The organism is Embleya sp. NPDC020630, from assembly GCF_044334985.1.
Lineage (GTDB): Bacteria > Actinomycetota > Actinomycetes > Streptomycetales > Streptomycetaceae > Embleya.
The window spans coordinates 33,520-57,549 of sequence record NZ_JBIRUB010000027.1 but is presented as its reverse complement, the minus strand read 5'-3'; the positions used below and the strand labels follow the sequence as shown (position 1 = coordinate 57,549).

Below are 24,030 nucleotides of genomic sequence, written 5' to 3'. Positions count from 1 at the left end.
TGTTCTCCAGATCTCGGATGGTGCTCGAATGCGTCGAATGCGTCGGGTGATCGGGTGGTCGGGGGTCAGGCGGGCTCGGCCGCGGCCCGGGCCGCCGCCAGAGCGGAGAGCGCGTGCTCGACGGCCCGGCCGATGGCCGCCGCCGGGGCGGGTCGCATCATCTGTTGGTGCGTGCAGTCCACGTCGTACGCGTCGATGGCCCGGCCGACGTGCGGCTCCCAGCTCTTGAGCTTGAGCGCGCGCTCGTCCCGCGTGCCCCGATCGCTGCCCCCGGTCGCCACGAAGAGCGTCAAGGGGCAACCGTCGAAGCGGCCGGGGGTGAAGCGCCGGAACAGCTCCAGGTTGTTGCGCATGATGCCCAACAGGCGTTCCAGGGTGCCCTGTTCGAACGCGGCGAGCGGGCCGCCGGAACGGGCGAGGTGCGCGGCGACACCCTGCGGGGTGAGCCGGTCGAACCCCGCAGGGTCGACACCGGCCTCCGTCAGGAAGTCGGCGAGGAACTCCTCGTCGCTCGGCGAGGCGCCGTGCGCGTCGTCGGGGTAGGCGTCCAGGTTCGCCAGGTAGGCCACTTCCTCGCCCGCCGCCCGCAGTCGCACGGCCATCTCGTGGGCGACGACACCGCCGTAGGACCAGCCGAGCAGGTGGTACGGGCCGGTCGGCTGGATGGCCCTGATCCGGGCCAGGTAGTCGTCGGCGACGTCCCCGATGTGCTCGGGCAGCGGGCCGGGCTCGGCGATGCCGCGCGCCTGGAGGCCGTAGACGGGCTGCTCCGGGTCCAGGTGCTCGGCGAGCGCGGCGAACGGGATGGCGAAGCCCAGGCCGCCGTGTACGCAGAACAGCGGCGGCCTGCCGCCGGTCGGGCGGATCGGCAACACGGGCCCCAGCGGGTCGCCGGCCTCGCCCTCGGTGACCGCGCTCGCGGCGAGGGCCTCGACGGTGCGATGCTCGAAGACCGCGCCGAGGCTGATCCGCAGACCGATGCGGGCGGCGCCGTCGACCAGCCTGATCACTTTCAGACTGTCCCCGCCCAGTGCGAAGAATCCGTCGTCCGGGCCCACGTCGTCGACACCGAGCACCTCCTCGATCGCCGCGCACAACAACCTTTCCCGCTCGGTGCGGGGCCGCTGCGGCGCGCGATCGGCGCCGGCCCGGGGGCGGTCGGGGGTGGGCAGGGACTTGACGTCGAGCTTTCCGTTGGCGTTCAGCGGCAGCGCGGGCAGCGGGAGATAGCTGTCCGGCACCATGTAACCGGGCAGGGAACGCGCCAAGTGCCTTTTCAGCTCCTCCGGTTCCGGGTTCGGGCAGCCGGGGGCCGGCACCACGTAGGCGACCAGGCGACGCTGGCCCGTGCGCTCGGCGGGAGCCAGCACGGCGGCCCGCGCGATTGCCTGATGGGCGCTCAAATGGCGCTCGATCTCGCCGAGTTCGACGCGGTAGCCGCGGATCTTCACCTGCTGGTCGGCGCGGCCGACGTAGTCGATCCGGTCGTGCCGGTCCCAGCGCACCAGGTCGCCCGTCCGGTACATCCGCTCGCCCGGCGCCCCGAACGGGCAGGCCACGAAGCGGTCGGCCGTCGCACCGGGCCGGTCGAGGTACCCGCGGGCGAGGCCCTCACCCGCCAGGTACAGCTCGCCGACCACACCGCGCGGCACCAGTCCCAGCGTCTCGTCCAGGACGTAGGCGCAGGTGTCCCCGATCGGCAGCCCGATGGGGACGGTGGCCCCGCCGCCGACCAGGGCGGTGTTCTGGCAGGTGGCGAAGGTGGTGGCCTCCGTCGGGCCGTACACGTTGAATACGGCGGTGTCCGGCAGCGCGGCCCGCAGGCGTTCGATGTGGTCCGCGGACAGCGCCTCGCCGCCGGTGAACAGGGCCCGCACGGGGGCCATGGCGCGGGGCCGGGTGTCGGCGAGGGTGTTGACGAGTTGGGTGGTGAGGAAGGCGATCGTCACCCCCGCCCGGCCGACGAACGCCTCCAACGTCTCGGGGTCGGCGGGCCCCGGCGGGCAGATCGCCAGCCGCGCGCCGTGGGTGAGCGGCGCCCAGATCTCGAAGGTGGACGCGTCGAAGGCGACCGCCGCGAAGCACAGGAAGGTGTCGTCCGGGGTCGGCGCCAACTCCGGCAGCCCCCCGACCAGACGCACGGCGGCCCGGTGCGAGACGGCGACGCCCTTGGGCTTTCCGGTGGAGCCGGAGGTGTAGATGACGTAGAGCAGGTCGTCGGGTTCGACGACCACGGCGGGCCCCGGGGCGGCGGGCAGCGCGGCCGACGCGGCCACGGTGTCGGGGGCGTCGAGGACCACGACCTCGACCCCGGCACGCTCGGCGCCGAGGGCGGCCCGGCTCGCCAGGGACTCCTGGGTCAGCAGCAGGCGGGCACCGCTGTCGGTCAGCATGTCGTGGACCCGCTCGGCGGGATACGACGGGTCGAGGGGCAGATAGGCCGCGCCCGTCCTGGCGATCGCCAGCACCGTGATCACGGTGGCCGGTCCGCGCTCCAGGAGCAGGGCCACCAGGTCGCCTCGGCGGGTACCGCGGGCGGTCAGCAGGTGGGCCAGACGGTTCGCGGCCGCGTCCAGTTCGGCGTACGTGATCTCGACCAACCGCTCCGGGGAACCCGGCTCGGCGTGGATCAGGGCCACGGCGTCCGGCGCGGCCGCGACCCGGGCCGCCACCAGCTCGGTGACCGTGGTGTGCGGGGTGCCGATGCGATGGGTGCCGAGGGCGAGCAGTTCGGCGTGCTCCCGGGGGTCGACGATGTCCAGGCGGGACAACGGCCGACCGGGCTTGGCGAGCCCGGCGGCCAGCAGCCGCAGGTAGGCGTCGGTGATACGGCGCGCCGTCGCGGGCTCGAAGAGGTCGGCGGCGTACTCGACGGCCAGCGACAACCCCGGCCCGGCCGCGTCCCCCGCCTCCTCGGTGAGCTGGAAGAGCAGGTCCCACTTGGCGGTCTCCCCCGGCACGGGCTCCTGCGTCACCGAGACCCCGGTGTCGGTGTCCGCGGGGGTCTTCGCGTCCGGGCCCGGTGCCGCCTGCTGGAAGCCGAGCATCACCTGGACCAGCGGGTGCCGCGACATCGACCGCTCGGGGTTGAGCACCTCCACCAGCTTCTCGAAGGGCACGTCCTGGTGCCGATAGGCGGCCAGGTCGCACTCCTTGACCCGCTCGACCAACTCCCGCAGGCTCGGGTCGCCCGAGGTGTCGGTGCGCAGCACCAGCGTGTTGACGAACATGCCGACCACGTCGTCGAGGCGCTCGTCGGTGCGGCCCGCGACGGGGCTGCCGAGCGCGATGTCGGTGCCCGCGCCCAACCGGGTGAGCAGCGCCGCGAGCCCGGCGTGCAGCACCATGAACACGCTGACGCCCCACTCGGCCGCGAGCCGGTACAGGTCGTCGCCGAGCTCCTGCGGCACCGCGGTGCGGACGTGGCCGCCGCGAAAGCCCGCCCGGGCGCCGCGCGCGAAGTCGAAGGGCAGCGCCGGCTCCTCCGGGAGACCGGCCAACGCCTCGGTCCAGTAGGCGAGTTGGCGAGCCAGTTCGCTGCGCGGATCGGCCGCGTCGCCGAGCAGTTCCCGCTGCCACAGGGCATAGTCCGCGTACTGCACCGGCAGCGGCGGCAGTTCGGGCGCACGGCCGGTGCGTCGGGCCCGGTAGCACTCGGTCAGGTCACGGGTGAGCGGGGCGAGGGACCACCAGTCGGCCGCGATGTGGTGTACCACGAGCAGCAGTACGTGCTCTTCGGGGCCGAGCGCGAACAGGCCGGCCCGCACCGGGATCCGGGTCTCCAGATCGAAGCCGCGCGCCGCCTCGGCGGCGAGCGCGGCGGGCAGGCGCTCCTCGGTCGTCTCGCTCACCGGCATCGGGACGAGGGCGTCGGCCGGCGCGAGCACCCGCTGCTCGGCCGGACCCGCACCGTCGTCCCCGGCCGTGGCGCGCGGCGGAAAGACGGTGCGCAGCGCCTCGTGGCGCGCGACGACGTCCCGCAGCGCCCCCTGGAGCGCCGCGACGTCCAGGGGCCCCGAGAGCCGGACCGCCAGCGGGATGTTGTAGAGCCCGTCGGGCGCGCCGAGGCGCTCGATGAACCACAGCCGCTGCTGCGCGTACGAAAGGGGCAGGGACGCCGGACGCGGGCCCGCGACGAGCGGGGCCCTGCCGCGCTCCGCACCGGGCAGCCGCTGTGCGAGGCGCGCCGGCGTCGATGCCTCGAACAGGTCTCGTATCCGCAGTTCGGCGCCGAGTTCGGCGCGGACCCGGTTGACGATGCGCGTCGCGAGCAGCGAGTGGCCGCCGAGTGCGAAGAAGTCGTCCTCCACGCCGACGCGTTCGAGTCCGAGCACCTCGGCGAAGACGCCGCAGAGCAGCTCCTCCTCGCGGGTGCGCGGGGCGCTCGCCGACGTGGCGTACGCGGGTGCGGGCAGCGCACGGCGGTCCAGCTTGCCGTTGGCGGTCAGCGGCAGCGCGGCCAGCCGCACCACGGCCGCCGGGACCATGTAGTCGGGCAGCCGCTCACCGACGAACGCCCGCAGTTCCGCGCCCGGTTCGGCCGTCGCCTCCGGGCCGTCGCCCGCGTCGTCGCGCAGCACCACGTACGCGACCAGGCGCTGGTCGCCCGGCCGGTCCTCGCGGGCGACCACGGCCGCCTCGGCGACGCGCGGATGCCGGCCGAGCACGGTGGCGATCTCGCCCGGCTCGATCCGGAACCCGCGCAGTTGCACCTGCTCGTCGGCGCGCCCCAGGTATTCGAGCGTGCCGTCGGATCGCCACCGGCCCAGGTCGCCGCTTCGGTACATGCGGGCACCCGAGGGCTCGAACGGGCAGGCCACGAAACGCGCCGCCGTCAGGTCGGGACGCCCCAGATAGCCGCGCGCGAGGCCGGGACCGGCGACGTACAGCTCGCCGGGCACGCCCGCCGATACGGGCTGGAGGGCGCCGTCGAGCACGTACACCCGCAGGTCCGCGATGCCGCGCCCGATCACGCTGCCGCCGTTGCCGGCCGCCGCCGCGGCGTCCAACTCCTGGTAGCTGACGTGCACCGTCGTCTCGGTGATCCCGTACATGTTGACCAGGAGCGGCCGGTCGGGGGCATGCCGGGCGTACCAGTCGGCGAGCTTGCCGACATCGAGCGCCTCCCCGCCGAACACCACGCGACGCAGCGCGAGTTCGCGCGGACGCTCGGAGTCGGCGCGGATCAGCTGATAGAACGCGGACGGCGTCTGATTGAGGACGGTGACCCCCTCCCCGGCGAGCAGGTCCAAGAACGCGCCGGGGGAACGCGACACGTCGTACGGCACGACGACCAGGCGCCCGCCGCGCAACAGCGCGCCCCACAACTCCCACACCGTGAAGTCGAAGGCGATGGAGTGGAAAAGGGTCCACACGTCGTCGGGTCCGAAGCCGAACCGGTCGTCGGTGGAGTCCAGCAGTCGCACCACGTTGTGGTGCGGTACCACCACGCCCTTGGGACGGCCGGTGGAACCGGAGGTGTAGATGACGTACGCGGGATGCTCCGGATCCGCGTCGAGACCCGGGTCCGTGTCCGGGCAGGCGGCGAGCGCGACCGAGGTCTCCTCGGCCCCGAGGTCGACACGCTCCACGGCCGGTGCGTCGGGCAACTCCGGCAGTCCGGCGTCGGCGCACGTCAGCAGGAGCGCGGGGCCCGCGTCACGCAGCACGTAGGTGATCCGGTCCGCCGGGTGGCCCGGTTCCAGGGGTAGATAGGCCGCGCCGGCCTTGAGAACGGCGAGGACCGCGACGATCAGCTCCGCGCCGCGCGGGAGCGCGAGGGCCACGAACGTCTCGGGCCCCGCGCCCCGCGCGGCGATGAGGTGGGCGAGCCGGTTCGCGCGGGCATCCAGCTCCCGGTAGGTGAGGGTGCCGCCGGGCCCCTCGGTCCCGGGCACGGTGACCGCGACGGCGTCGGGGGTGCGTGCGGCCTGCGCGGCGAACAGCGCCGGGATGGTGGTGCGGCGGGCGGGCTCACGCGGAGCGGCCGACGCGCCGCTCCACTCGGTGAGAAGGCGCGCCCGCTCGGCGGGGTCCGGCGCGCCGAGGCGGGCGAGGAGCGTGTCCGGCTCGTCCGCGACCTCCTCGAGGATGCGGACGAACCGATGGAGGACACGTGTCGCGGCGGCCCGGGCCGTCGCCTCGCTCTGCGCCGGCGTCGAGTCCCTGTAGGCGAGTCGCAGATCGAGGCGCTCGCCGGGGAACACCGTCAGGCTCAGCGGGTAGTGGGTGGCCGAGTGCATCTCGGCCGCGCTCACCTCACCGCCGAACTCGCGGCGCAGGGTCTCCCCGTCCAGCGGGTAGTTCTGGAACGCGAGCACGGTGTCGAAGAGTTCGCCCTGGATGCCGGAGGCGGCCTGCGCCTCGGCGAGCGGCAGGTGCTCGTGCGGCATCATCTCGACCTGCTGTCGGGCCAGCGCCCGGAACAGCTCGCTCGCCCTCAGGTCCGGGCGCAGCTCGGCCCGCACGGGCAGGGTGTTGGCGAAGAGCCCGATCATCGACTCGACGTCCGGCACCTCGGCGGGCCGGCCGGAAGTGACGACGCCGAAGACGACGTCCTGGCGGCCGGTGAGCCGGCCGACCAGCAGCGCCCAGCAGCCCTGCACCACGCTGTTGAGGGTCAGGCCCTGCCTGCGGGCCCACCCGGTGAGCGCGGCCGTGCTCTGCGGTGACAGTACGTGCTCGACGAACGAGGGCGGTTCGAGTGCCCGGCCCGCGTCGGGAAGCACCCGCACGGGCCCCTCCAGCCCGGCGAGCAGCGTGGCCCAGGCCGCCCGCGCGGCGTCCCGGTCGCGGTCGTTCAGCCAGGTCAGGAAGGACCGGTACGGCGCGGGCGCGGCCGGTGCCGCCCGCTCGCGCCGCGCGCCGAGGAGCAACAACTCGTGGACGGCGAGCGGAAAGGACCAGCCGTCCATGAGGATGTGGTGCACCGACCACAACAACCGGTGCCGCCGCTCACCGAGCCGGATCAGCGTGAACCGCATCAGCGGCGGACGCGCCAGGTCGAAGCGGCGCAGCCGGTCCTCGTGCGCGAGCCGCCGCGCCGCGGCCTCCCGCTCGGCCTCGGGCAGTCCCGTCAGGTCCCGGAAGTGCCAGTCCGGCTCGACCTCGCTCTCCTTGAGCACGATCTGGACGGGTTCACCACTTTTGCGATTACGGAAGCATGCTCTGAGGTTCGAGTGTCGACTCAGCAGCGTCGCCGAGGCCGCGCGCAGCCGGTCGGCGAGCCGGGGCCCGTCGTCCGTGTCCCGGTCGTCGATGTCCGCGACGAACTGGAGCGTGTAGAGGTCGGGTGCCGCCGGGTCGTACGAGGACAGGAACAGCAGCCCCTGTTGCAGCGGTGAGAGCGGCAGTACTTCGCTGATCTTCGACCCGGCTCCGGGAGCGGTGGTCACGACAATTCCTCATTCAACTCGAATTCGAGATCGGCCAGTTCCTCGTCGGAGAGGGAGATCAGGCTGCCCTCGGGCTCCACGGCGGCGCGTTCGGGACCGTCCTGCTCGTGTTCGGCGGCGATCTGTGCCAGGGCGGCGGCCGTCTTGTGGGTGAAGATGTCGCGGGTGGTGAGGGCGAGGCCGGCTTTGCGGGCGCGGCTGACGAGTTGGATCGAGCGGATGCTGTCTCCGCCGAGGGTGAAGAAGTCGTCGTCGATGCCGACATCGGTGAGGCCCAGGACCTCGTTGAAAATGCCGCACAGCAGCCGCTCGTTCTCGTTGCGCGGCCCGCGCGCGGTGTCCCGATCGGCGGTGGTGGGCGACGGCAGCGCCTTGCGGTCGAGCTTGCCGTTCGAGGTCAGCGGCATCGCGTCCAGCACGACCCAGGACGCGGGGATCATGTACGCGGGCAACCGTTGCGCGAGTTCCCCGCGTACCCCCGCCGCGTCCACGCCGGGTCCGGTGAGATAGCCCACCAGACGGGGATTGCCCGAGGCGTCGGGCAACACCGCGACGGCGGCGTCGGTCACCGTGTCCAGCGAGCGGATGACGGCCTCGATCTCGCCGGTCTCCACACGCCGTCCGCGGATCTTGATCTGGTGGTCGCGACGCTCGATGAACTCCAGCTGCCCATCGGCGCGTTGCACGACCCGGTCGCCGGTGCGGTACATCCGGGCACCGCCACCCGCGAAGGGATCGACGACGAACGTGGCCGCGGTACGCGCGGGATCGTGCAGGTAGCCGCGTCCGACACCGGCACCGCCGACATACAACTCCCCCGGCACACCGGCCGGAACCGGCCGCAGCTCGTCACCCAGCACGTACAGGCGGGTGTTCCGCACCGCCGTACCGATCGGCACCCGAGACCCGAGGATGTCGGAGGCGGTGATCACGGCATGCGTCACATCGTCCGAGCACTCCGTGGGCCCGTACGCGTTCATCAGCGGGATCTTCGGATGACGCGCGTGCCAACGCCGGCACAGATCGACCGGCAGCGCCTCACCTGTGGTCATCAGCCACCGCAGATCCGGCAGTTCCGGAGCGGCGTCTTCGAGGTCCCACGCGTCCAGGGCCGCCCGCAGCAGCGAGGGAACGACCTCAAGCACGGCGACCCGTTCATCGCGGGCCACGGCGAACAGGGCAGCGGGGTCGGCCGCCATGTCGGTGCCGCACACCCGCACCCGACCACCGACGACCAGCGGCGCGAGCATCTGCCACACCGACACATCGAAGGTGAGAGGCGCGTTCTGCACGACCGTCTCACCGGCCGCGAGGTCGAGATCGGCGACCTTGGCCCACAGGTGGTTGAGCATGCCCGACCGCTGCACCATCGCCCCCTTGGGACGACCGGTGGACCCCGACGTGAACATCACATACGCCAGGTCCGCCCCACCGCCGACGCAACCCGGCAGCTCGTCGGGGATCGGCGCGCCCTCCAGGTCGACGACCGTGACGGGGACGGTGTTCGTCGAGGCGGCAAGCTCGGCCGCCGATGCCTCGTATCCCGCGCCCACCAGCAGATGGCCGGCGCCGCTGTCCCCGAGCAGAGACGTGTTGCGGGCGGTCGGCGCGTCCGGATCGAGCGGCAGATACGCGCCGCCCGCCCCCAACACACCCAACACACCCACCACGAACGACACCCCGGGATCGGCGAACATCGCCACCACCGAGCCGGTCGACACCCCGGCCTCCGCCAGCCGGACGGACAGTCCACCGGCCGCGGCGACCAGCTCCCCATAGGTGAGCGATGTGGTGCCGTCCGACACGGCGGTCTCGTCGGGGATGCGGGCGGCCACCGCGCGCACCCGCTCGACGACGCCGAGGCTCTCCTCGGGGATCGACGGGTCCCATGTGCCGAGCAGCCCGCCCAGCTCACCGGTCCTACCGGGGCCGGCCGCGGTCGCCGGGGCGGTCACATCGACGTGGGCGAGCGGCAGTTCGGGCCGCTCCGCGACCGTGCGCAGCAGGTGCTGGAAGATCACCGCGGTCCGCTCGACGTCGTCCCGGGTGAACCGGTCCGGCGCGTAGTCCAGGCGCAGGGTCAGGGCGTCGCCGGGGAAGACCACCATGCTCAGCGGATGGTGGCGGGCGTCCCTGGCCTCGGCGCGCACCACACGCGGGCCGTCGGCGCCGGTGTCGAGGCCGTTCTCGTCCAGCGGGAAGTTCTCGAAGAGCACCACGGTGTCGAAGACTTCGCCGGAGAGCCCGGCGGCCTTGTGGATCTCGGCGAGGCCGAGGTGTTCGTGCGGGAGCAGCGCGGTCTGCTGATCCTGGAGGGCGTGCAGCAGTTCGGTGAGGGTGGCGCCGGGGTGCAGCCGCGCGCGCACCGGCACGGTGGTGAGGAACATGCCGATCATCGACTCGACGTCCGGGACCTCGGCGGGGCGGCCGGAGGTGACGGCGCCGAAGACGACGTCCCGGCGGCCGGTGAGCCGGCCGAGCAGCAGCGCCCAGCAGCCCTGCACCACGATGTTGAGGGTCAGCCCCTGTGCGCGGGCCCACCCGGACAGGGCGGCCGTCAGCTCACGGGGCACCTCGGCCTGTACCGAGTCGGGCAACATCGGGGCGTGGTCGCGATCGTCCGGGACGAGCAGCGTGGGTTCGGCCACATCGGCGAGCACCGCGTGCCAGGCCGCCTTGGCCGCCTCCCGGTCCTGCGCGGTCAGCCAGGCGAGATAGGAGCGGTACGGGGCCGGGTCGGCCGACAGCGCGACGTCCGCGCCGGTCGCGCACAGCGTGAACAACTCCCGTACGAGCAGCGGCATCGACCACCCGTCGACCAGGATGTGGTGGCTGGTCCAGATGAAGCGGTGCCGGTCCTCGCCGTGGGTGACCAGCGTGAAGCGCAGCAGCGGCGGGGCCGCGAGGTCGAAGCGACGGGCCCGCTCGGCGTCGGCGATCCGGTCCAGTTCGGCGGCCCTCGCGGACTCCGGAAGATCCGTCAGGTCGATTTCCCGCCAGGGCAGTTCGGCGTGCCGCGGGATGAGCTGAACGGGTGCGCCGGTGGCGCGGGCCCGGAACGAGGCGCGCAGATTCGGATGCCGATCGAGCAGCGCCTGGCCTGCCGCACGCAGCATGGCGGGGTCGAGGTAGCCCTCGATGTCCGCGACGATCTGCAGGGTGTACACGTCCACGGCGTCCACCGCGTCCGCGTCGTCTTCGGCCTCGGCCGCGCCCGCGGTGTCGTAGTCGGCGTGGAAGAGCATGCCCTGCTGCAGCGGGGTGAGCGGCAGGACGTCCACGAGGACCGTGCCGGCCCGCGCGAACTCGGCCTCGTACTCCTCGATCTCGCCCTGCGCCGGCTCCACCAGCGGCAGGTCGGACGGGGTGAGGCCGCCCGCACCCGGCGCGCCGGCGAGCCGGGCGAGCAGTTCCAGGACGCGGAACCACGTCTGCGCGATGTCCTGGGCGTCCTCCTCGGCCACGGTCCGGCCCGCCCACGCCCAGTTGGCGATCAGGTGCGGTCCGTCGTGGCGGTCCTCGGTCGCGGGGGTGACGTCGAGCAGGTGCGGCAGCGGCATGCCCGGGTGCGCGCCGGTGCCGACGACGCCGTTGCCGGCGACGGGTTCCCACAGCCGGGTGTCCCGGGCGTCGAAGCGGCCCATGTAGTTGAAGCCGATCTGCGGCCGGTTGAGGCCGGCGAGGGCGCGGGCGGCGTGCGGGTTGAGGTAGCGCAGCAGGCCGTAGCCGACGCCGCGGTCGGGCAGCGCGCGCAGCTGTTCCTTGATCCGCTTGAGGGCTGTGGACAGGGCGGGGCCGCCCGCCCACACCTCGTCCCAGTCGAGCGTGCCGGGGTCGAGGCGCACCGGGAAGGCGCTGGTGAACCAGCCGACGGTGCGGGACAGGTCGAGGTCGTCGCCGAGCTGCTCGCGGCCGTGGCCCTCCAGCTCGATGAGGGTCTGCGCGTACCGGGCGTGGCCGTGCCGCCGGCGCCAGTCGGCGACGGCGAGCGCGAGACCGGTCAGCAGGACGTCGTTGACCTCCGCGTGGAAGGCCGCGGGGACCTCCGTGAGCAGCGGCCCGGTGACGTCGGGGCCCAGTTCGAGGCGGAGGGTGCGCCGGGTGCCGTACACGTCCGTGGCGGGGTCGAGCCGGTGGGTGCCGACCAGCGGGTCGGGTCCGGCCAGGATGCCCTGCCACAGGGCGAGTTCGGGCCCACGCACCTGGGTGCGGGCCTGCTCGGCGAGCAGTTTCGACCAGCTGCGGTACGAGGTGCCTACGGGGTCGAGGGCCGGGGCGCGGCCGGCGGCGAGCGCCTCGTAGGCGGCCGCCAGGTCGGGCAGCAGGATGCGCCACGACACGCCGTCGATGACGAGGTGGTGGGCGCAGAGCACCAGCCAGGCGGTGTCGGCGTCGGGTCCCGCGCCGATCAGCACCGCCTGAACCATGACGGCGCCGGCGGGGTCGAGTCGGGCGCGGGCCGCCGCCGCCTGCCGCTCGGTGTATCCGAGGACGTCCTCGGCGTCCGCACCGCCGTCGAGGCCCTGAACGGCGATGACCAGGCGCTCGCCGGAAAGCGCGCCCGGCTCCAGGACCTCCGCGTGCCAAAGCCCCGGGGCCGGTTCGGTGGCCCGGGTGCGCAGCGCGTCGTGGTGGTCGACCAGGGCGTGCAGGGCCGCGTCGAGCCGGTCGGCGTCGAGCGCGGCGGGAACGCGCACCACGACGTGCTGGCTGTACTTGACGACCGGCCCGGTGAGGCTGCCGCTGTCGTCGTGCAACTGGGCCATGATCGGCGTGAGTTCGTACGGGCCGCTGCCCTCGTCGTCCGCGCCCGCGCCGGCGCCGCTCGCGGCCTCGGCGTCGACCCTGCCCGCCGCCTGTGCGAGGGCGGCGGCCGTCTTGTGGGTGAAGATGTCGCGGGTGGTGAGGGCGAGGCCGGCTTTGCGGGCGCGGCTGACGAGTTGGATCGAGCGGATGCTGTCCCCGCCGAGGGTGAAGAAGTCGTCGTCGATGCCGACATCGGTGAGGCCCAGGACCTCGTTGAAAATGCCGCACAGCAGCCGCTCGTTCTCGTTGCGCGGCCCGCGCGCGGTGTCCCGATCGGCGGTGGTGGGCGACGGCAGCGCCTTGCGGTCGAGCTTGCCGTTCGAGGTCAGCGGCATCGCGTCCAGGACCACCCAGGAGGCGGGGATCATGTACGCGGGCAGGAGTTGGGCCAGTTCGGCGCGTACCCTGCCGGCGTCCACGCCGGGCCCGGTGAGGTAGCCGACCAGGCGGGGGTTCCCGGACGCGTCGGGCAACACCGCGACGGCGGCGTCGGCGACCGTGTCCAGCGAGCGGATGACGGCCTCGATCTCGCCGGTCTCCACACGCCGTCCGCGGATCTTGATCTGGTGGTCGCGACGCTCGATGAACTCCAGCTGCCCATCGGCGCGTTGCACGACCCGGTCGCCGGTGCGGTACATCCGGGCACCGCCACCCGCGAAGGGATCGACGACGAACGTGGCCGCGGTACGCGCGGGATCGTGCAGGTAGCCGCGTCCGACACCGGCACCGCCGACATACAACTCCCCCGGCACACCGGCCGGAACCGGCCGCAGCTCGTCACCCAGCACGTACAGGCGGGTGTTCCGCACCGCCGTACCGATCGGCACCCGTAGGTCGAGGGTGTCGGAGGCGGTGATCACGGCATGCGTCACATCGTCCGAGCACTCCGTGGGCCCGTACGCGTTCATCAGCGGGATCTTCGGATGACGCGCGTGCCAACGCCGGCACAGATCGACCGGCAGCGCCTCACCTGTGGTCATCAGCCACCGCAGATCCGGCAGTTCGGGGGCGATGCCCTCGATGTCCCAGGCATCCAGGGCCGCCCGCAAAAGCGAGGGAACAACCTCCAGGACCGCGACCCGTTCGTCGCGCACCAGGGCGAACAGCGCGGTGGGGTCGGCCGCCATGTCGGTGCCGCACACCCGCACCCGACCGCCGACGACCAGCGGCGCGAACATCTGCCACACCGACACGTCGAACGTCAGCGGCGCGTTCTGCACGACCGACTCACCGGCCGCGAGGTCGAGATCGGCGACCTTGGCCCACAGGTGGTTGAGCATCCCGGACCGCTGCACCATGGCGCCCTTGGGACGACCGGTGGACCCCGACGTGAACATCACATACGCCAGGTCGGCCCCGGAACCGACACAAGCCGGCAGCTCGCGGCAGGCAGGTGTGTCCGCCAGGCCCACGACCGTGACCGGGGCGGTGGTGACCGAGCGGGCGAGTTCGCCGGCCGATGCCTCGTATCCCGCGCCCACCAGCAGGTGGCCCGCGCCGCTGTCCCGCAGCAGCGCACCGTTGCGGGCGGTCGGCGCGGCCGGATCGAGCGGCAGATACGCGCCACCCGCCCCCAACACACCCAACACACCCACCACGAACGGCACCCCGGGATCGGCGAACATCGCCACCACCGAACCCGCCGACACCCCGGCCTCCGCCAGCCGGACGCAGACGCCTGCGACGCGCGTAACCAGCTCGCGATAGGTGACGTTCTCGGCGCCGTCGGACACGGCCACCGCATCGGGCGTTTCCGTCGCCACGGCACGTATTCGTTCGACGAGCCCTTCGTCCGCCTCCCCTTCGGCGGCGGGGTCCCACTCGCCGAGCAGCCCGAGCAGCTCACCCGTCGCGCCCAGGCCGACCCGGCCGAGCGGCTGGTCGGCGGGCATGGCGGCGAGCGCGGCCAGGAAGGTCTCGAAACGGGCCAGGTGGGTGGCGAGTTCCGCGGAGCCGTACAGCTCGGGGTTGCCGTCGAGGTGGATCTCCATCGTGCCGTCGGCCGTGTTCAGGACCGTCATGATGAGGTCCTTGACGATGCCGGTGGACAGGTTGACCACCAAACCGCGGCAGTCGTGGGAGAAGGCCAGCTCCGGGTCCTGGTTGAGCACGTTGATGAACGGCCCGAAGGCGCGCTGGTCGTCGGTGCGCAGGCCGATGTCGCGGCGGATGCGGTCGCCGCGGTAGCGCTGGTGTTTGAGCGCGCTCGCCACCTCCACCCAGGCCCGGCGCAGCAGCTGGGTGCGGGTCATCTCCGGGCTCACCCGCACGGCGAGCGGCAGGTAGTTGGCGAGCATGCCGGGGATCTGCCGGCTGATGGCGCCGACCCGGCCGGTCACCGGCAGGGTGAGCAGCGGTCCGGCGACACCGGTGACCCGCTGGGTGTAGGCGGCCATCGCGGCGACCATCAGGACGGGCATGGTGACCTTGCCGTCCTGGGCGAGGGCGCGCAGCGCGTCGGTGGCCTCGGGGGAGAGGCGGGAGGTGTGGCGCAACGCACCGCGGCCGGGGGCGGGCTCCTCCTCGGAGAGGGAGACCAGCTCGGGCGCCGGCCCGTGCGCGCCGGAGGTGAGGCGCTGCGTCCAGTAGGTACGGTCCCGCTCGACCAGCGGCGAGTCGCGGTATTCGCGCTCGGCGTCCAGGAGGCGGTGGAACGCCGGGATGGCGCCGGGGTCCGCTGCCGAATCGGCGATGCCGGCGACGAGCCGGGTGTACAGCTCGGCGAGCCTCGGGTAGAGGAGCACGCGACTGTAGCCGTCGATGAGGATGTGGTGCATGCACAGGTAGAGCAGGTGGTGCTCGGGTCCCAGCTTGATCAGCGCGCCGCGATACAGCGGAAAGTCGGTGACCTTCAGGGGCTCGGCGTGGTCGGCGCGCATCCACCGCTCGGCGGCGGCCAACGGCTCGGCCTTTTCGCTGAAATCGAAGATCTTGAGCGGGAGTTGGGCGAGTGGACGGATGATCTGCCCAGGTACGCCGTCCTCTTCGAGGAACTGCGCGCGCACTCCCTCGGCCTCGTCGGCGAGGCGGTGCATCGCCTGTACGAGCAACCCCACGTCGAGTGGCCCGCGCAGTTCGATGTAGTCCGCCATGTTGTAGGCCAGCGGCCCGGTGGCGAACCGCTCGTCGAACCAGATCTCGGCCTGCGCCGCGGTGAGCGGAAGGACAGTACCCCGGTTTTTTGCCATCGCTTTGCTCTCCGTCATCCTCAGCTCAGCCTCGAATCGACTCTCGATCCTTTGGTACCGCCCGGTCCGCGGTCAGCCGGAAATCGTTTCGAGTCCGGCGGTGAATGCGGACCCGATGTCCGCGTATTCGACGCCTGCCGTGAGACCTTCCGGGCCGATCGAATCGCGCACCCAATCGTCGCGGTAGACGGTCTCCATATAGCGCTCGCCCAGGTCGGGCGAAATGGTCACGGCGGTCACCTGGTCGGGTGCGCCGGTGCCGTTGCCGTAGTGCTCGTCGAGCCAGTGGAGCGCTCCGCTGACGGCGGTTCCGGTGGAGCCGCCGAAGAGGAACCCGTGGCGCATCAACTCACGGCAGGTACGGACGGTGTCCGCCTCCTCGACATGGATCGCGGCGTCCACCAGCGACTCGTCCAGGAGCGGCGGGCGCACGCTGGTGCCCAGGCCCGGGATGTGCCGGGTGGCCGCGGGGCGCCCGAAGGTGACGGAGCCGACGCTGTCGACGGCGATCACGCGCACCGACGGGCGCCGCTCCCGGAAGTAGCGCGCGCAGCCCATCAGGGTGCCGGTGGTGCCGGCGCCGATGAACAGCACGTTCAGGTCGGGGAACTGGCGGGCGATGGCCGGCGCGGTGGTCCGGTAGTGGGCCATCCAGTTGCCCGGGCTCAGGTACTGGTTGAGCCAGACCTTCTTGTCGTCGGCGGCGAGCAGCGCCTTCACGTGCCGGATCCGCGCGCCGAGGAAACCCTCGGTCTCGTGCGGCTCGGTGACGACGTGGACCTCGGCGCCGAAGGACTCCATCGTGCGCCGGGTCACCTCGTTGCACCGGGAGTCGGTCACGCACAGGAACCTGAAGCCCCGGTTCGCGGCGAGCACGCTCAGGGCGACGCCCATGTTCCCGGACGAGGACTCCACCAGGGTCGAGCCGGGGCCGAGCACACCCGCGGCCTCCGCCTGCGCGACGATCTCACGGGCCGCCTTCAGCTTGATGGATCCGGCGAAGTTGAATCCCTCGACCTTCAGAAAGAGACGACGCCCGAAGAGCGGCTGTAAATTCACGAAGAGGTCGCTTACCTCGAATTCATGCGACGCGGAAATAACCGGCACTGGCGACTCCTGGCCCTCGGCAACCAATTAGCCTGGACGGCCAGCCTCTCGCCGTGCACTGACGAGGTGCTGACGGACTGCTGACGAGGGCGGCGTCACGAGCGCCCCGCCCACCTCGCAAGATGCGTCAGTGGCTCGTCAGTTATCGGTCACTTGAGTGTCAGCGCGATCGGCCTATGTTTGTCATTCCGCCTGTCCAGCTCTTCCGCGAGGAGTCCGGTTTGAATCGGCCGTCCGCGATCAGCGAAGTCCTCTCGCTCTCGCCGCTGCAACAGGGACTGCTCTTTCTTTCGGAGTACGACCGCGAGGGAACGGATGTCTACACCATCCAGCTGGTGCTCGATTTCCGGGAAACGACCGACGCCGACACCGCCGCGTTGCGCGCCGCGGCGACCGCGCTGCTGGAGCGGCACTCGAATTTGAGGGCATGCTTCCGGCACCGCAAGAACGGCGAGGCGATCCAGATGATCCCCAAGTCGGTGTCGCTGCCGTGGCGCGAGGTGGAGGTCGGTGCCGGGAGCGGACGGGCCGCCTCGGTGGAGGCCGAGTTCGACCGGGTGGCCGAGGAGGACCGGCTGCGCCGCTTCGACCTGGCCCGGCCGCCGCTGCACCGGTTCACCCTGATCCGGGCGGACGACGGGCGTTGCCGCCTGGTGTGGACGGTGCACCACATCCTGGTGGACGGCTGGTCGATGGTCTCGCTGATCGGCGAACTGAGCGCGCTGGTCGAGGAGTCGAAGTCGGGGTCCGCCCACCCCTCGCCGACGGGGGCCGCCTCGGCCTCCTACCACGCCTACCTGGCCTGGCTCGGCGCGCAGGACAAGCCGGCCGCCCGGCGGGCCTGGGCGCGGGCGCTGGCCGGTGTCACCGAGCCGACCCGGCTCGTCCCGGTGGGCCACGCCCACGCCGAGGACCGGAGCGCGCTGCCCGAGTCGGTACCGCTCGACCTCTCCCCCGAAGTCTCCGCCGACCTCGTCCGGTTCGCCCGCTCGCGCGGCCTGACCGTCAACGCGGTGGTGCAGGGCTGCTGGGCGCTGCTCCTGTCCAGGTCGACCGGCCAGGACACGGTGTTGTTCGGCGCCGTGACGTCGGGCAGGCCGGCCCAGATCCCCGATGTCGAGCACATGGTGGGCCTGTTCGCCAACACGCTGCCGGTCCGCGTCGACGTCGACCCATCCCGTACCCCGGCCGAGTTGTTCGCCGCGGTGCAGCGGACCCAGGCCGACCTTCTGCCGCACGAGCACCTGCCTTTGGCGGAGGTGCAGCAGCTCACCTCCGTACGCGGCGAACTCTTCGACACGGCGCTGATGTTCCAGAACTATCCGATGGGGCCGATGCCGCACACCGCGGCCGCGAGCTCCCTGGTGACCGGCGTCGACATCCGCTCCGCCACCCACTACCCGATCACCCTCACGGTCTTTCCGGGCACCCCGCTCGGCCTCGCGGTCAATCATCGGCCCGGGGTGGTCACACGCGCCGAGGCCCACCGGATCGGGCGGCGCTTCGCGCGGCTCCTGGAGTCCGCCGTCGCCCGGCCCGACGTGCCCTGCGGCCGACTCGACATCCTGGACCGGGCGGAGCGGGCGCGCATCGTCGACGGGCGCAACGACACCGGGGTACCGCTCCCCGGCCACTGGCTGGCGCCGCTGCTCGACGCCCGGGCCGAGCACACCCCGCACGCACCCGCCGTCAGCTGCGGCGACGAGCGGCTCGACTATCACGAACTACTTTCCAGAGCGGACGAGTTGGCTCGTGCGCTGCGCGCGGCGGGCGCGGGCCCGGAGCGCACGGTGGCCATCGCGCTCGACCGGTCCTGCGCCCTTGTCGTGGCCGCCCTGGCCGTGCTCAAGTCCGGCGCGGCCTACCTGCCGCTCGACCCCGACTACCCCGCCGACCGGCTGCGCTACATGCTGGCGGACGCCGCCCCCGTGGTCACCCTCACCGACCGACGGGTGCGCGAACTCCTCATGGGCGACGACGAGACGAGCACGGGGCAGTGGTGGGCCCTCGACGAGCCGGGGTCCGTACCCACCGCGCCCGTGGTCCCCGGGGAGGGGCCTGTTCCGGCCCCGCACGCCGACCATCCGGCGTACGTGATCTACACCTCGGGCTCGACCGGCCGACCCAAGGGCGTCGTCGTGCCGCACGGCGCGCTGACCAACCTGGTCCACGACATGGTCGGGCGCTTCGCGGTGACCGCCCGGGACCGGTTCCTCGCGGTCACCACCTTCGGCTTCGACATCGCCAACCTGGAGTTGTTCGTACCGCTCGCGGCCGGCGCCGAACTGCTCGTCGCCGCGCGCGAGACCGTGCGCGACCCGGCCGTCCTTGCCGCCGCCGTCACCGACCTCGGCGCCACCCTGATGCAGGCCACCCCCAGCCTGTGGGAGTCCCTCGCCGCCGACCACGCCCCCCGGTTGGCGGGCCTGCGGGCCCTGGTGGGCGGCGAGGCGCTGCCCGAGCCGCTGGCGCGCACGCTCACCGCGCACTGCGCGTCCGTGACCAATGTGTACGGCCCGACGGAGACGACGATCTGGTCGACGGCCGCGCCCCTCACGGCGGACACCCCGACCGCGCCCGGCCCGCCGCCGATCGGCGGCCCCCTCGCCAACACGCGCGTGTACGTGCTCGACGGCGCCCTGCGCCCGGTGCCCGACGGCACCTTCGGTGAGCTGTACATCGCCGGATCCGGGCTCGCCCGCGGCTACCTCGACCGGCCGGGCCTGACCGCGGAGCGGTTCGTCGCCGACCCGTTCGGGCCGCGCGGCGCGCGCATGTACCGCACCGGGGACGTGGTCCGCTGGGACGGCACCGGCAGCGCTCTGGAGTACTCGGGGCGCAGCGACCACCAGGTCAAGATCCGCGGCCACCGCGTCGAACTCGGCGAGATCGAGTCCGTGCTCGCCGCGCAACCCGGCATCCGCCAGGCCGCCGTCACGGCCGCCGCCGACCGGGCGGGGCACACCCGCCTGGTCGCCTATGTCGTACCGGCGGGGACCGATACCGACCGGCTGCGGGAGCGGGTCGCTTCGGTGCTGCCCATGCACATGGTCCCCGCCGTGTACGTTCCCCTGGACGCGCTGCCGCTGACCCCGAACGGCAAGACCGACCGCAAGGCCCTGCCCGCGCCGCCCGACGAGCGCGCGGGCACCGGGCGAGCTCCCGTGGGCGAGCACGAGGAACTGCTGTGCGCGGTCTTCGCGCAGGCGCTCGGGCTCGAACGTGTCGGCGCCGACGACGACTTCTTCGCCCTGGGCGGCCACTCGCTGTCCGCGACCACGGTCACCAACCGGCTGCGCGCGGCCCTGGGCGTGGACGTCCCGGTGCGCTCCCTGTTCGACGCCCGCACGGCCGAGGCGCTGGCCCGCACGCTGTCCCCGGCCCTCGCCGGGGCCGGCGCAGGGCCGGCCTCCGGCGACGCGCGCTCCGCGACGGTGTCCCGTCATCGACGCCCCGTGTTGCGCGCCGTGCCGGGTCGCCCGTCGTCGGTGCTCCTGTCCTACGCCCAGGAGCGCCTGTGGTTCCTGGACAAGATGGACGGCCCTTCGGGCGCGTACAACATCCCGCTGGCCGTGCGCCTGACCGGCCCGCTCGACGCCGGGGCGCTGACGGCCGCCGTACGCGACGTGGTGGCCCGACACGAGAGCCTGCGCACCGTGTTCGCCGAGGCCGACGGGCTGCCCTCGCAGTTGATCCTCTCCCCCGACGAGGCGGACCGGGCGGGTGCGCGGCTGGTACAGGTCACCCTGCCGGGCTCGGCACCGGCCGGCCCGACCGCGGCCACCGAAGCCGCGCTCGCCGACGCGCTCGCCGCCGAGGCCGTCCACCCCTTCGAGCTGTCCGCCCAAGTGCCCCTGCGGGTCCGGCTGTTCACTATCGGGCCCGACTGCCATGTGCTCGCGCTGACGGTGCATCACATCGCGGCCGACGGCTGGTCGCTCGGCCCGCTCACCCGCGATCTCGCCGACGCCTACGCGGCACGGCTCGCGGGCGGCGCGCCGCTGTGGGCGCCGCTGCCCGCGCAGTACGCCGACTATGCCCTGTGGCAACGGGAGCTGCTCGGTGCCAAGGCCGACGCGGACAGCCTGGTCGCCTCCGAACTGGCTCACTGGCGCCAGGCGTTGGCGGGCATCCCGGAGGAACTGGACCTGCCCACCGACTTCCCGCGCCCGGCGCGGGCCGGTCACCGCGGCGCGGAGGTCGCGTGTACGGTGCCCGCCGACGTCCACGTGCGCCTCGCGGAGCTGGCGCACCGCAGCGGCGCCAGCCTGTTCATGGCGGTCCAGGCCGGACTCGCCGCCCTGCTCACCCGGCTGGGCGCGGGCACCGACATCCCGCTGGGCAGCGCGGTCGCGGGGCGCAGCGACGACGCGCTCCGCGACCTCGTCGGCTTCTTCGTCAACACGCTCGTACTGCGCACCGACACCGGGGGTGATCCCACCTTCGACGCCCTGCTCTCGCGCGTACGCGAAAGCGATCTGACCGCGTACGCGCACGCCGAGCTGCCCTTCGAGCATCTTGTCGAGGAGCTCAACCCGGTGCGTTCGATGGCCCGGCAGCCGCTCTTCCAGGTGATGCTGGCGTTCGACAACGCGGACCCGCTGCCCGGACTGTCGGGGATCTCGGCCGCGGTCGAGCCGGTCGGCACGGTGACGGCGAAATTCGACCTCTCCTTCCACGTGCTGGAGCAAACCACCGCGGACGGCGCGCCGAACGGCCTCGACCTTCGCCTGCACTACCGCGAGGACCTGTTCACCGAGGCGACGGCGGATCGCCTCGCGCGGGCCCTCGCCACCCTCCTCGGCTCCGCCGCGCGCGCCCCCCACTCCCCCCTCAGTGCCCTCGACCTGCTCACCGCCGAAGAGCGCCGCACGCTCCTGTCGGACCGGAGCGGACGCCTCGTCCCGCGGCCCCCGGTCACGCTGCCGGCCCTCTTCGAGGCGTACGCGGCCCAGGCCCCGGACCACCCGGCGCTGATCACCCCCGACGGCGTACCCGCCGGCCCCGGCTCCGTCCGGCTCACCTACGCGGAACTCGACACCCGGGCGAACCGGCTCGCCCACCTCCTCCTGGCCCGCGGGATCGGCCCCGAGGACGTGGTCGCGCTGGCCCTGCCCCGGTCCGCGCGGATGGTCGTCGCGCTGCTCGCCGTCCTCAAAACGGGCGCGGCCTATCTGCCCGTCGACCCCGCGTATCCCGCCGAGCGCATCGCGTACATGCTCCGGGACGCGGCGCCGGCCGCGGTGTTGACGGACGCGGCGGTCGCCGACCGGCTCCCCGACCTGCCCGGAGGCGCGGTCCCGCTCGTCCTGGATGCCCCCGCCGTCCTGGCCGAGTCGGCCGAGCGCCCCGGCACCGCCCCCACCGACCGGGACCGCACCCGGGCACTGACCCCGCAGGACACCGCGTACGTCATCTACACCTCCGGCTCGACCGGTCGCCCCAAGGGCGTCGCCGTGCCGCACTCGGGGGCCGCGAACCTGGCCGCCAACCTGCGTTCGGGCCTGGGCGCGGGACCCGACACGCGGGTCCTGCAGTTCGCCTCGTTCAGCTTCGACGCCACCGTGTGGGAGCTGTGTGCCTCGCTGTTCTCCGGCGGCGCCCTCGTCTTCGCCACCGACGACAGCCGGCTGTCCGGCGAACTGCTCGCCGACCTGATCGCGGAGCACGGCGTCAACCACACGATCCTGCCGCCCACCGTCGTCGCCGGCATCCCGGACGCCGCGGTGTTGCCCGAGGACATGACTCTGCTGGTCGGCGGCGAGGCCTGCCCGCCCGCCGTAAGCAATCGTTTCTGCCGGCACGTCGAACTGCGCAACGCCTATGGCCCGACCGAGGCTTCGGTCTGCGCCACCTGGAGCGACCCGCTGACTCCGGAGGGCAGGCCGCCGATCGGGCGACCCCTGGACAACTTCCGGGTGTACGTCCTGGATGCCGGCCTGTCCCTGTCGCCCATCGGCGTCACCGGCGAGCTGTACCTCGCCGGGGCCGGCCTCGCCCACGGGTACCTGGGCCGCGCCGCCACCACCGCCGAGCGTTTCGTCGCGGACCCGTTCGGGCCGGCGGGCACCCGCATGTACCGCACCGGCGACCTCGTGCGGTGGCGACCCGACGGCGCCCTGGACTACGTCGGCCGCTCCGACCACCAGGTCAAGCTGCGCGGCTTCCGCATCGAGTTGGGGGAGATCGAGGCCACCCTCGTCCGCCATCCGGTGATCACCCAGGCCGCCGTCGCCGTCGTGCCCACGCCCACCGGGGAACCCCAACTGATCGGATACGTCGTGCCCGTGCCCGGCGTCGCGGCCGTGGATGTGCCGGTGCTGCGCGCGTTCGCAGCCGAGACCCTGCCCGCGCACATGGTGCCCGTATCCCTGGTCACGTTGCCCGCGCTGCCGTTGACGGCGAACGGCAAGCTCGACACCCGCGCCCTGGCGGCGGCCGGAACCGGCGCCGCCGCCCCCGTCCCGGTGCGCGCACCGGGCACGGCAGCCGAGCAGGTCGTCGCCGGGGTCTTCGGCGAGATCCTCGGCCTCGCACAGGTGGACGTCGACGGGGACTTCTTCGCGCTGGGCGGCGACAGCCTGCGCTCCGTGCAGGTGGTCAGCCGCGCCGCGAAGGCCGGGCTCACCCTCTCGCTGGCCGATGTCTTCACCCACAAGACGGTGGCGGCCCTCGCCGCGGCGGCCCGGCCCACCACCCCGCGGGCACCCGCCACACTCCCGTCCGCCATGACCGCGCCCGTCCTGCCCATCCGACCGGCCGGCACCGCGGAGCCCCTCTTCTGCGTGCACGGCGGCGTCGGCTTCGGGCTGCCGTACGCGGAGTTGGCCCCGCACATCGACGCGGCCCGACCCGTGTACGCGCTGCAGTCCGACGGCATCGCGCCGCACGGGGACGAGAGGGAGCAACCCCGGGACGTACCGGCGCTCGCGGCCACATATCTGGCGCGCGTCCGGCAGGTGCAGCCGCGGGGTCCCTACCACCTCCTGGGCTGGTCCTTCGGCGGTCTGGTCGCGCACGAGATGGCCGTCCAGCTCCAGGCCGCGGGTGAACGCGTCGCCTTCCTCGCGGCGTTGGACATCTACCCCGTGTCCCCGCACGACCCGAACCCCTCCGACGAAGAGGTCCGCGCCGCCTTCGTCGAACACCACGCCGCGGGAACCGCGATCACCGAGGAGGAGCTGCGCCGGCTGACCACGATCATGCGCCGGCACATCGATCTGGCAAGGGTGTTCACGCCGGGCCGCTTCACCGGAGCGCTGACCCTGTTCGTCGCCACCGGCGAGCAGCGGGAGACTCCGGTCGCCGAACTCGTGGCTCGCTGGCACCCGCACCTGGACGGACCACTCACGGTGCACGAAGTGCCTTGCGATCACGAGCGGATGCTCTCCCCAGAGGCCGCCCGGCGGATCGGCGCGGTCACCGACGCGGCCCTGAACCGGGCCTGACCGGGCCTGACCGGGCCTGACCGGGCCTGAACGCACGACGGCAGCTCCGCGGGGAGCTGCCGGTATCAGTGACGAGTCGCCGTCTCG

At 72.9% G+C, this 24,030-nt stretch carries 4 protein-coding genes; 1 reads left to right on the top strand and 3 read right to left on the bottom strand.

Features of this window, described 5'->3' with window-relative positions:
• Positions 1-65: 65 nt before the first annotated feature.
• From ACH4XV_RS42960 to sbnA, 3 genes are all read right to left on the bottom strand, one after another.
• Positions 66-7,394, bottom strand: coding sequence for an amino acid adenylation domain-containing protein (locus tag ACH4XV_RS42960; RefSeq protein WP_395799085.1), 7,329 nt, complete (start codon positions 7,392-7,394; stop codon positions 66-68).
• The gene (locus ACH4XV_RS42955) at positions 7,391-15,388 is read right to left on the bottom strand and encodes an amino acid adenylation domain-containing protein (RefSeq protein ID WP_395799084.1); all 7,998 of its coding nucleotides are present in this window, start codon (positions 15,386-15,388) and stop codon (positions 7,391-7,393) included. Before ACH4XV_RS42955 ends, ACH4XV_RS42960 begins: the two co-directional genes overlap by 4 nt.
• Positions 15,389-15,460: 72 nt before the next feature.
• Positions 15,461-16,495 carry a 2,3-diaminopropionate biosynthesis protein SbnA gene (gene sbnA / locus ACH4XV_RS42950; RefSeq protein ID WP_395799082.1) on the bottom strand — a complete coding sequence of 345 codons (1,035 nt, stop codon included), beginning with the start codon at positions 16,493-16,495 and terminating at the stop codon, positions 15,461-15,463.
• 221 nt (positions 16,496-16,716) lie between these two features.
• Between sbnA and ACH4XV_RS42945 the strand changes: the two genes are divergently transcribed.
• A complete protein-coding gene (locus ACH4XV_RS42945; RefSeq protein ID WP_395799080.1) occupies positions 16,717-23,943 on the top strand; it encodes an amino acid adenylation domain-containing protein in 7,227 nt (2,408 codons plus the stop codon).
• Positions 23,944-24,030: the final 87 nt, after the last annotated feature.

Coding starts and splice junctions, on each gene's coding strand:
- ACH4XV_RS42955 (WP_395799084.1), bottom strand. CDS start 15,388: ATGGCAAAAAACCGGGGTACTGTCCTTCCGCTCACCGCGGCGCAGGCC.